The 9,662-nt window shown below is 71.0% G+C and carries 9 protein-coding genes; 6 read left to right on the top strand and 3 right to left on the bottom strand.

The genetic code is table 11. From position 1 onward, the window contains the following. The first annotated feature begins 167 nt into the window (after positions 1–167). Positions 168–431, top strand: a complete 264-nt coding sequence (locus tag JHN45_RS47065; protein WP_201055556.1) for a hypothetical protein — start codon at positions 168–170, stop codon at positions 429–431. 67 nt (positions 432–498) lie between these two features. Here the strand turns inward: JHN45_RS47065 and JHN45_RS47060 are convergent, their stop codons facing one another. Then, a complete protein-coding gene (locus JHN45_RS47060) occupies positions 499–1,101 on the bottom strand; it encodes a TetR family transcriptional regulator (RefSeq protein WP_201055554.1) in 603 nt (200 codons plus the stop codon). 125 nt (positions 1,102–1,226) lie between these two features. Here JHN45_RS47060 and JHN45_RS47055 point away from each other — a divergent pair, with 125 nt between their 5' ends. Next, on the top strand, positions 1,227–2,696 hold the full coding sequence (locus JHN45_RS47055; protein ID WP_201055552.1) for an FAD-dependent monooxygenase: 1,470 nt from the start codon (positions 1,227–1,229) through the stop codon (positions 2,694–2,696). A 19-nt stretch (positions 2,697–2,715) separates the two neighbouring features. On the opposite strand, the gene JHN45_RS47050 is transcribed toward JHN45_RS47055, so the two are convergent. After that, a complete protein-coding gene (locus JHN45_RS47050; RefSeq protein WP_200714848.1) occupies positions 2,716–3,225 on the bottom strand; it encodes a MarR family winged helix-turn-helix transcriptional regulator in 510 nt (169 codons plus the stop codon). Between the two features lie 126 nt (positions 3,226–3,351). On the opposite strand from JHN45_RS47050, the gene JHN45_RS47045 reads away from it, so the two are divergent. The 3 genes from JHN45_RS47045 to JHN45_RS47035 all read left to right on the top strand — a co-directional run bounded on the left by JHN45_RS47045 (position 3,352) and on the right by JHN45_RS47035 (position 6,420). Then, complete coding sequence (locus JHN45_RS47045) at positions 3,352–4,419, top strand: EamA family transporter (RefSeq protein ID WP_236584860.1); 1,068 nt, start codon at positions 3,352–3,354, stop codon at positions 4,417–4,419. After that, a complete protein-coding gene (locus JHN45_RS47040) occupies positions 4,341–5,582 on the top strand; it encodes a sigma-70 family RNA polymerase sigma factor (RefSeq protein WP_307783400.1) in 1,242 nt (413 codons plus the stop codon). Before JHN45_RS47045 ends, JHN45_RS47040 begins: the two co-directional genes overlap by 79 nt. A 79-nt stretch (positions 5,583–5,661) precedes the next feature. Then, positions 5,662–6,420: an SDR family NAD(P)-dependent oxidoreductase gene (locus JHN45_RS47035; protein WP_201055548.1), complete on the top strand. Its 759-nt coding sequence runs from the start codon at positions 5,662–5,664 to the stop codon at positions 6,418–6,420. Between the two features lie 59 nt (positions 6,421–6,479). On the opposite strand, the gene pepN is transcribed toward JHN45_RS47035, so the two are convergent. Continuing rightward, complete coding sequence (gene pepN / locus JHN45_RS47030; RefSeq protein WP_201055546.1) at positions 6,480–9,053, bottom strand: aminopeptidase N; 2,574 nt, start codon at positions 9,051–9,053, stop codon at positions 6,480–6,482. A 112-nt stretch (positions 9,054–9,165) separates the two neighbouring features. Between pepN and JHN45_RS47025 the strand changes: the two genes are divergently transcribed. Beyond that, a complete protein-coding gene (locus JHN45_RS47025) occupies positions 9,166–9,660 on the top strand; it encodes a DUF1203 domain-containing protein (RefSeq protein WP_201055543.1) in 495 nt (164 codons plus the stop codon). The last annotated feature ends 2 nt before the right edge of the window (positions 9,661–9,662 follow it).

The following is a 9,662-nucleotide window of genomic DNA, read 5'->3' as shown; positions in this document are numbered from 1 at the left end:
AGGGTGCCGGAACGGGTTCGGGCGGGGGCGCGGGTGCTGGAACGGGCTCGGGTGAGGGCGCGGGGCCAGGCCCGGACGGAGTCGCGGAAGGGGCGCCGTGACGCCCTTACGCCCCATACGGCACCCCCGGGCGCGCGGCTCGTTCGGGCGTTCGCTACTTTTGCGGTGTGGACAAGAAGAACGCCCTGCGCGCCGGCGCCCTGGCTGCCGGTACGACGCTGATGATGCTGCTCATGACGTCCCCCGCGCTCGCGCTCACCCGCGACGACGGTGACGACCCGGGCTCCGGCCTGAGCGTCGCCGAGACGCTGGGGCTCTATGTCCTGTGCCCGCTCGCGCTGTTCGCGATCATCGCGGGCCTCGTCATGGTGCTGGACAAGTCCAAGGACCGTGCGCCGAAGGCCAAGTCCGCCACCGGCACGAAGGCCTGACCCCACCTTTTCCGAAGGGCGCCCGCATCACCCACAGCGGTGAGGCGGGCGCCCTTGGCATGTCCGCTCACGGGCTCGGCGCGGTCAGATACCGCTGCACCGTCGGCCCGAGCCAGACCGTGATCTCCTCGCGGGTCAGCGCCACGGTCGGCGGGATGCGCAGCACATAGCGGGTGAGCGCGAGCCCCAGGAGCTGGGAGGCGACCAGCCCGGCCCGCGTCGGCGCCTGCTCGGGGTCGGGGCACGCCTGCCGTGCGACCGGCAGCAGTTGCTCCCGGAAGATCGCCTGCATCCGCTCGGCCCCGCCCTGGTTCGTGGCGCCGACCCGGAGCATCGCCGTCAGCTCCTCGTTCTCCTCCCACATGGCGAGGAAGTGCGTCACCAGCGCGTGGCCCACCTCGTCCCGCGCCGCCGAACTCAGGTCCGGCAGCCGCAGGTCGTAGGAGACGGCCGCGGCGAACAACCCCTCCTTGTTGCCGTAGTAGCGCATCACCATCGACGGATCGATCCGGGCGTCCTTGGCGATGGCGCGGATGGTGGCGCGCTCGTAGCCGTCGGCGGCGAAGCGCTCGCGGGCGGCTTCGAGGATGGCGGCGCGGGTGGCGTCGGAGCGGCGGGGGTTGGGGCTCGGGCCTGAGCCCGTGTCGCTTGTGCTGGCGCTGACGTTCATGCCAACAAGCGTAGGCCAACACGTGTTGACAGTCCAGGGAGGCGGTCCTAGTCTCATCAACGAGCGTTGGCCAACAGGCGTTGGCAAACAACCGTTGACACCACTGTCGACCCCAGGAGGTCACCATGAACCACACCGCCCCCGTCCCGGCCCCCGTTCCCGCCGCCGCCCCGGTCATCGTCGTCGGCTCCGGCCCCACCGGCCTGCTCCTGGCCGGTGACCTCGCCGCCGCCGGCGTCCCGGTCACCCTGCTGGAGAAGCGCCCCGAGAAGATCAGCAACCTCTCCCGCGCCTTCGTCCTGCACGCCCGCACCCTGGAGCAGCTCGACGCCCGCGCCCTCGCCGACGAGCTCGAAGCCCTGGGCCAACCCCTCGACCGGCTCCGCCTGTTCGGCCGCCTCACCATCGACCTCACCCCCCTCCCGTCCCGCTTCAACCACCTCCTCGTCCTCCCGCAGTACGAGGTCGAGAAGGCGCTGCTGCGGCGCGCGGTCGAGGCCGGGGTGGACTTCCGGTACGAGACCGAGCTGACCGGGCTGACGCAGGACGCGGACGGCGTGACCGTCGAGGTCCGCGGACCCACCGGGCCGTCCGAGTCACTTCACGCCGCGTACGTCGTCGGCACCGACGGAATGCGCAGCGCCGTACGGGACGCCATCGGGCTGCCCTTCCCCGGCCGGTCCGTCATCCGTTCCGTCGTCCTCGCCGACGTCCTGCTCGACGAGAAGCCCGACACCCTGCTCACCGTGGCCACGGTCGGCGACGCCTTCGCCTTCATCGCGCCCTTCGGCGACGGCTACTACCGCGTCATCGGCTGGAACCGCGCCCGCGACGCCGCCGACGACGAGCCCCTCGACCTCGACGAGGTCAGGGAGATCACCCGGCTCGCGCTCGGCACGGACTTCGGGATGCGCGACGCCCGCTGGATGTCCCGCTTCCACAGCGACGAACGCCAGGCACCCGCCTACCGCGTGGGCCGCGTCTTCCTGGCCGGCGACGCCGCGCACGTGCACACCCCGGCCGGCGGCCAGGGCATGAACACCGGCCTCCAGGACGCGGCCAACCTCGGCTGGAAACTGGCCGCGGTGCTCGGCGGCCACGCGCCCCTGACCCTCCTCGACACCTACCAGTCCGAGCGCCACCCGGTCGGCAAGGCGGTCCTGCGCAGCAGCGGCGGCATCGTCCGCCTCGCGATGGCCAAGCGCCCCTGGACCCTCGCCCTGCGCGCGACCCTCACCACGGTCCTCGACCACGTGACTCCGGCCCGCCGCAAGGCCCTCGGCCAACTCACCGGCATCGGCTACGCCTACCCGGCCCCCCGAGGCACCCACCACCTGACCGGCACCCGCGCCCCCGACATCTCCCTCGCGAACGGCACCCGCCTCTACGAGGCCCTGCGCGGCGGCCGGTTCGTACTGATCACACCGGAGGCCTACGACCCGAAGGGCGCCCACGGCGACCGACTGACCCCGGAACGCTGGGCGAGCGACCGCCGTACGGCCCTGTTGGTCCGCCCGGACGGATACGTGGCCTGGGCGGCCGACGACGCCGACCCGGCCGCGGTCGGGGCGGCGCTGGCCGAGCATGTCGGCTGAACGGGCCTTCCAGGAGCGGCTACCGCTCGGTCGACGACAGCAACTCCCGCAACAGGTCGGCCAGTTGGCCGGCCTGTTCCGTGTCGAGGCCGGACAGGGCCGCCGTCTGGGCGGCGAGACCCGCTCCCACCGCCTCGTCGATCAACGTCAACCCCTTCTCCGTCAGGGTCACTTGGAGTCCTCGTCGGTCGTGCGGGTCGGGGGAGCGGCGGAGGAGGTCGGCGCGTTCGAGTTTGTCGAGGCGGCCGGTCATGCCGCCTGTGGTGAGCATCAGGGTCGCCGAGAGTTGGCGTGGCGAGAGGGTGTACGGCTCGTCGGCGCGGCGCAGGGTCGCGAGGACGTCGAACTCGCCGCGTGAGATGCCGTAGGACGCGTACGCCTTCTCCATGCTGTCGCCCATGGCCCGGGAGAGCCGGAAGATCCGCCCGAAGACCTCCATCGCGGCGGTGTCGAGGTCGGGCCGCACCACCGCCCACTGCTCGACGATCGCGTCGACGGGGTCCTTGCGCTGCTCCGGGCGTGCACTCATGCGTCGAGTATCGGCGGGGCGACGGGTTGTCCGCAAGAAAGTGACTTGACGGAAAGTTGCTTGCGGCTAAGCTAATTAGTGGCAAGTTACTTATGAAGAAGTATGAAGGAGTATGAAGGGGATGGCATGAACCGCTCCACCACCATCGTCCTCACCGCCCTCGCCCCGATCTCCTGGGGCACCACCTACGCCGTCACCACCCAGTTCCTCCCGCCCGACCGCCCCCTCTTCACCGGCCTGATGCGGGCCCTCCCCGCCGGTCTGGTGCTCCTCGCGCTGGCCCGGGTGCTGCCGCGCGGGGCCTGGTGGTGGAAGGCGACGGTGCTCGGCGCGCTGAACATCGGCGCCTTCTTCCCGCTGCTGTTCCTGTCCGCGTATCGGCTCCCGGGCGGCATGGCCTCGGTCGTCGGGTCGATCGGGCCGCTGATCGTCGTAGGCCTCTCGGCGGTTCTGCTGGGGCAGCGGCCCACGGCCCGGAGCGTGTTCACCGGCGCCCTCGCGGCCTTCGGCGTCAGTCTCGTCGTACTGAAGGCGGCCGGTGCGCTCGACCCGGTCGGTGTGCTCGCGGCCCTCGCGTCCACGGCCTCGATGTCCACCGGCACCGTGCTGACCAAGCGGTGGGGCCGCCCGGACGGCGTCGGCCCGCTCGCCCTCACCGGCTGGCAGCTCACCGCCGGCGGACTGCTCATAGCCCCCGTCGCCCTCCTGGTCGAGGGGGCGCCGCCCGCGCTCGACGGCCGGGCGGTCGGCGGCTACCTCTACCTCGCGCTGGCGAACACGGCGGTCGCGTACTGGCTCTGGTTCCGCGGCATCGGCCGGCTCTCCGCCACCCAGGTCACCCTGCTCGGCCCGCTGTCCCCGCTGACCGCGGCCGTCGTCGGCTGGGCGGCGCTCGGGCAGGCGCTCACGCCGGTGCAGGTGGCGGGGATGGCGCTGGCGTTCGGTGCCACGGTGGCCGGACAACTCGGTGCGCGTACCCCTGCCGTTTCCGTTCGGGGGGTAGCGTCACGCGGGAACGCCGTGACGCAACGCCGGAGGCGCCCGTGGCCGATGAATCCTGCCCCAGTTGTGGCAAGCCGCTCACCGCACGGACGGGCCGTACCGGTCGCCGTTCCGTGTACTGCTCCGCCGCCTGCCGACAGAAGGCCTACCGGGAGCGACGGGGGAGTGCCGAGGTCGGTGTCGAGGGGCTGATCAAGGAGATCGGGCGGCAGGTGGAGGAGCTGGTGCCACAGCCGCCCTCCGTCTTCTACTCCGGGGTGACGGACCTGTCGTCGACCGTCGCGCGGCTGCGGCGGGTGGCCCGCACGGCGCGCGACACCGCTCAGGAATCCGTCACCCACGCACCCGTTACGGAAGTCCCCGCCGTCGCCGAAGTCCCCCTCGACGAAGGCGACTTCGCCGCGCTCGTCGAGTCCCACCGCCGTGAGATCCAGGTCCACTGCTACCGCATGACCGGGTCGTACGACGACGCCGAGGATCTGGTGCAGGAGACGTTCCTGCGGGCCTGGCGGGCCCGGGACACCTTCCAGGGGCGGGCCGGTGCCCGTACCTGGCTGTATCGCATCGCCACCAACGCCTGCCTGGACTTCCAGCGCCGTACGGCCCGCCGCCCCAAGCGCTACGAGCCGTTGCCCGGCATGAACCACGGCGGCGGGGAGCCGCCCGCGCGTATCACCTGGCTGCAGCCCTACCCCGACGACGAGTTGCCCTCCGCCGAGGAGCAGCCGGAGGCCGCCGCCGTCTCCCGCGAGACCCTCGAACTGGTCTTCCTGGCCGCCGTCCAGCATCTCCCGCCGCGCCAGCGCGCGGTGTTGGTGCTGCGGGACGTCCTCGGGCTGACCGCCGTGGAGACCGGTGAGGCCCTCGACATGACCGTGGCCTCGGTCAACAGCGCGCTGCAACGCGCCCGCCCCACCCTGCGCGACCGGCTCCCCGGCCGCCGTGCGGACTGGACGGCCGAGGGGCCCACCGAGCACCAACGCGCCCTGGTCAAGCGGTACATGGCCGCCGCCGAACGCCTCGACCTGTCCGAGGTCGCCACGCTGCTCAGCGAGGACGTCACCCTCACCATGCCACCGAACCCGTTCTGGTTCGTCGGCCGTGACGCGCTCGTGGAGTTCCTGAGCGTCAGTCTCGACGCCGACTCGCCCATGTTCCTGGGGCATTGGCGCCATCTCCCCGCCCGCGCCAACGGGCAACTCGCGGCGGGGGGTTACGTCCGACGGCCCGGTACGACCGTCTACCGCGCCCAGGTTCTCGACGTGCTCCGCTTCGACGCCGACGACCGGATCGCCGAGATCACGTCCTTCGAACCGCACCTGTTCCCGGCCTTCGGACTGCCGCTGCGGCTGTGACCGATGAGTGGTGGGCTCCCCGTGCGTCTGTATGGCCGACACGAACGACACGTACATCTCGACCCACTAGGAGTTCACCATGTTGCTCACCGACAAGACCGCGGTCATCTACGGCGCCGGCGGCTCGATCGGCGGCGCGGTCGCCCGTGCCTTCGCCGCCGAGGGCGCCCGTGTCCACCTCGTGGGACGGACTCTGGAGACGCTGGAGGCCGTAGCCAGTGACATCAAGGACGCCGAGGTGGCCGTCCTCGACGCGCTGGACGAGACGGCCGTGGAGGAACACCTCGCCCGGGTCGGGGACGTCGACGTGTCCTTCAACCTGGTCTCGCGCGGCGACGTCCAGGGCCTGCCGATCACCGACATGCCCGTCGACGCCTTCCTGGCGCCGGTGATCAACGGCACTCGCGCCAACTTCATCACCGCCCGCGCCGCCGCCCGCCGCATGGCCGAACGGGGGTCCGGTGTCGTCCTCACCCTCAACAGCGGTTCCGCGCACGGCAGTCCGATGATGGGCGGCACCGGTCCCGCCGACGCGGCGACCGACAGCCTGGTGCGCAACCTGGCGATGGAGCTGGGCCCGCGCGGGGTGCGCGCGGTCGGGATCTGGGCCGCGGGCATCCCCGAGACGCTCACCATCGAGAAGCTCGGCAAGGTCAACCCCGACCTCAACGAGGCCGCGATCCAGGGGATCCTGGACCACCTCTCCAGCCTGCGCATGACCCGCCGCAACCCCACCCTCGCCGAGATCACCGCGACCGCCGTGTTCCTCGCCTCGGACCACGCGGCGAGCATCACCGGCACGTTCGTGAATGTCACGGGCGGGATGTTCCCGGGCTGAGGGACGACAAAGGGCGCCCGGCTGCACGCCGGGCGCCCTCATGGCCGTAGACGAAGTGACTACGAAGCGGCCGCGTCCGCCGCCTGGGCCTTCAGGGCGCGCTCCACGCCCGAGCGGGACTCCGAGACCAGGCGGCGCAGGGCCGCGTTGGGTTCGGCGGTGGTCAGCCAGGTGTCCGTGCGGTCCAGGGTGTCCTGGGAGACCTGGATCGACGGGTAGAGGCCGATCGCGATCTGCTGGGCGATCTCGTGCGAACGGGCGTCCCAGATCTCCTTGACCGCCGCGAAGTACTTCTCCGTGTACGGCGCCAGCAGTTCGCGCTGGTCGGTCTGGACGAAGCCCGAAATCACCGCTTCCTGAAGGGCGTTGGGGAGCTTGTCGGACTCGACGACCTGCGCCCAGGCCTCCGCCTTCGCCTCCTCGGTCGGACGGGCGGCCCGGGCGGTCGCCGCGTGACGCTCACCGGCGGCCGTCTTGTCCCGCTCGTACTCGCCGGCGATCTCCGCCTCGTCGAACCGGCCGACGGCCGCGAGGCGTTCGACGAACGCCCAGCGCAGCTCGGTGTCGACGGCCAGGCCCTCGATCGTCTGCGTGCCCTCCAACAGGGCGTCCAGCAGGTCGAGCTGCTCCGGCGTGCGGGCCGTGGACGCGAACGCCCGGGCCCACGCCAGCTGGTGGTCGCTCGCGGCCTCCGCCGAGCGCAGATGCGCCAGCGTGGCGTCCGTCCAGCGGGTGAGCAGCGCCTCGCGGGCGGCCGGGTCGGCGTACAGCTCGATGGCGAGCTTCACCTGCCGCTGCAGCGACTGCACGACACCGATGTCCGACTCCTTGCCGACGCCCGACAGGACGAGGGAGAGGTAGTCGCGGGTGGCGAGTTCGGCGTCGCGGGTCATGTCCCAGGCCGAGGCCCAGCACAGGGCGCGGGGCAGCGAGGACTCGAAGTCGCCCAGGTGCTCGGTGACGAAGGCCAGCGACTGCTCGTCGAGGCGGACCTTCGCGTACGACAGGTCGTCGTCGTTGAGCAGCACCACGTCCGGGCGGCGCTTGCCGACGAGCTGCGGTACGGCGGTCAACTCGCCGTCCACGTCCAGCTCGACGCGCTCGTCGCGCACCAACTTGCTGGTGTCCTCGTCGAGTTCGTACAGGCCGACCGCGATGCGGTGCGGGCGGAGCGTGGGCTCGCCCTTCGCGCCCTCCGGGAGCGCCGGGGCCTGCTGGCGGATCGCGAAGGCGGTGATGACACCGTCGGCGTCGGTCTCGATCTCCGGACGCAGGATGTTGATGCCGGCCGTCTCCAGCCACAGCTTCGACCAGGTCTTCAGATCACGCCCGGAGGTCTCCTCCAGCGCGCCGAGGAGGTCGGAGAGCCGGGTGTTGCCGAACGCGTGCCGCTTGAAGTACGCCTGCACGCCCGCGAAGAACTCGTCCATGCCGACGTACGCGACGAGCTGCTTCAGGACGCTCGCGCCCTTGGCGTATGTGATGCCGTCGAAGTTGACGAGGACGTCGTCGAGGTCGTTGATCTCGGCCATGATCGGGTGGGTGGAGGGCAGTTGGTCCTGCCGGTAGGCCCACGTCTTCATGGAGTTGGCGAAAGTCGTCCACGAGTGCGGCCAGCGCGACTGGGGGGCGTACGCCTGGCAGGCGGCCTCGGCGTAGGTGGCGAACGACTCGTTCAGCCACAGGTCGTTCCACCACTCCATGGTGACCAGGTCGCCGAACCACATGTGGGCCAGCTCGTGCAGGATCGTGGCGGCCCGCACCTCGTACGCGGCGTCCGTGACCTTCGACCGGAACACGTACTGGTCGCGGATGGTCACCGCGCCCGCGTTCTCCATCGCGCCCGCGTTGAACTCCGGGACGAACAGCTGGTCGTACTTCTTGAACGGGTACTGGTAGTCGAACTTCTCCTGGAACCACTCGAAGCCCTGCCGGGTCACCTCGAAGATGGCGTCGGAGTCGAGGTACTCGGCGAGCGAGGGCCGGCAGTAGATGCCGAGCGGGACGCTCTGCCCGTCCTTCTCGTACACGCTGTGGACGGAGTGGTACGGCCCGACGATGAGCGCCGTGATGTACGTCGAGATGCGCGGCGTCGGCTCGAACACCCAAGTGTCGTCCCGGGGTTCGGGCGTCGGGGAGTTGGAGACGACGGTCCAGCCCGTCGGCGCCTTCACGGTGAACTGGAAGGTGGCCTTCAGGTCCGGCTGCTCGAAGCTCGCGAACACGCGGCGCGCGTCCGGGACCTCGAACTGGGTGTAGAGGTAGGCCTGTTGGTCGACGGGGTCGACGAACCGGTGCAGTCCCTCACCGGTGTTGGTGTAAGCGCAGTCCGCGACGACCCGCAGGACGTTGGGCCCTTCCAACAGTCCGGCCAGCGCGATCCGCGAGTCCTTGAAGACCTCGTCGGGGTCGAGGGCGTCGCCGTTCAGCGTCACCTCGTGGACGGCCGGGGCGATCAGGTCGATGAAGGACTCGGCGCCACCCTCCGTCACATCGAAGCGCACCGTCGTCGCGGACCTGTAGGTCCCGCCCTCCTGCGCGCCGGAGAGGTCGAGATCGATCTCGTACGAGTCAACGGTGAGCAGCGTCGCCCGCTGCTGCGCCTCTTCGCGAGTCAGGTTTGTGCCAGGCACGCGGTCATCTCCTCGTTATGTGTGGGTTGCGCCATCCTTCCACGGGACCTGACCCGAACGCGATGTCCGTATCCCGCCGGTCAGCGGGGCGGACGAGCGCGAGCCTGGAGTCATGACGACGTACACGGCACGACCCATCGACCCCACGGTTCTGAAGGAGCTGCGCTCTGCTGACGATGCGGGGCGCGGAATGGTTCCCTCACTCGACGAGGAGGGCGGCGCTCCGCTCCGCTGCTGCCTGCGCCGCAGCGAGCGGGGGGAGCGGATCGCCCTGGTCTCCTACGCCCCGCTGCGCCGCTGGGCGGCGGAAACGGGGGTGGATCCGGGGGCGTACGACGAGCAGGGACCGGTGTTCATCCACGCGGAGGAGTGCGGGGGGCCTGCGGCCGGCTCCGGTCACCCCTTCGCGGACGACCACCGGGTGCTGCGCCGCTACTCGGCCGAGGGCCACATCCTCGGCGGCGAACTGGTCGACACCGTCGACGACGAGGCCTTCCACCGGGCCTTCACCGACCCGGACGTGGTCCTCGTCCACGTCCGGGCCGTCGAGTACGGCTGCTTCTTCTACGAGGTACAGCGACCCCGAATCAGCCCCTCCGGCGTTTGAGG

It is taken from the genome of Streptomyces sp. MBT53, from assembly GCF_016654115.1.
Taxonomy (GTDB): domain Bacteria; phylum Actinomycetota; class Actinomycetes; order Streptomycetales; family Streptomycetaceae; genus Streptomyces.
The sequence above is the reverse complement of the archived record's forward strand: the minus strand, read 5'-3'. Positions and strand labels throughout refer to the sequence as shown.